This is a genomic window from Klebsiella sp. 141162 (assembly GCF_050600755.1).
In the GTDB taxonomy this organism is placed as follows: Bacteria; Pseudomonadota; Gammaproteobacteria; order Enterobacterales; family Enterobacteriaceae; genus Klebsiella; species Klebsiella aerogenes.
On sequence record NZ_JAQIRI010000035.1, the window covers coordinates 1 to 371 of the forward strand.

The following is a 371-nucleotide window of genomic DNA, read 5'->3' on the forward strand; positions in this document are numbered from 1 at the left end:
TTTCAATTTTCAGCTTGATCCAGATTTTTAAAGAGCAAAACTTCGCAGTGAACCTTTTCAGGTACACTCTGAAGTTTTCTTGTTTTTTGCAGTAATGATGGTGGAGCTATGCGGGATCGAACCGCAGACCTCCTGCGTGCAAAGCAGGCGCTCTCCCAGCTGAGCTATAGCCCCATCGAATGAATCTCTTTTAACCTTAATTCGTTTTCGGGCGCGGCGTGGTGAAGCGAAGCATACTGAAGTATGCGAGCTTTGCCACAACAAAGCACGAGAGCGAATTTGGTAGGCCTGAGTGGACTTGAACCACCGACCTCACCCTTATCAGGGGTGCGCTCTAACCACCTGAGCTACAAGCCTGCAGAGATTACTTA

The 371-nt window shown here is 48.2% G+C and carries 2 tRNA genes; both read right to left on the minus strand.

The features are described 5' to 3' along the window. Positions 1-98: 98 nt before the first annotated feature. A tRNA-Ala gene (locus PGR23_RS24445) sits at positions 99-174 on the minus strand. Between the two features lie 106 nt (positions 175-280). Further along, positions 281-357: transfer RNA gene (locus PGR23_RS24450), tRNA-Ile, on the minus strand. Positions 358-371: the final 14 nt, after the last annotated feature.